Here is a 270-nt window from a genome sequence, read left to right on the forward strand (position 1 = left end):
GACTGGGGTAAAGTCGTCGACCTGTTCACGGAAGACGTCCCGGTCGCCCTGCGTGCCGCCTTCCAGAAGGCGCAGGCCAGCAACTTCGAGGGCGAGTCGGCGCGGCGGCGCGTCGCGATCACGGACGCGCTCAGCCGGGGCAGGGCGCCCGGCATCGAGGCCGATGCGTTGCGCGCGCGCGACATCGCCGACGGGAAGGCGCTTCTCGATCTGGCCCACGCGGGTCTCGACGCGATGATCGACCGGGCCCAGCTCCTCGCCGCCGAGTCG

1 protein-coding gene is annotated in these 270 nt (G+C 72.2%); it reads left to right on the plus strand.

Annotation, left to right across the window (positions count from 1 at the left end):
- A partial coding sequence (locus tag ACZ3HH_RS30150) for a hypothetical protein (RefSeq protein WP_465810254.1) occupies window positions 1-270 on the plus strand: 270 nt, incomplete at both ends.

This window comes from Pseudomonas sp. PME37.24/025 (assembly GCF_055556615.1).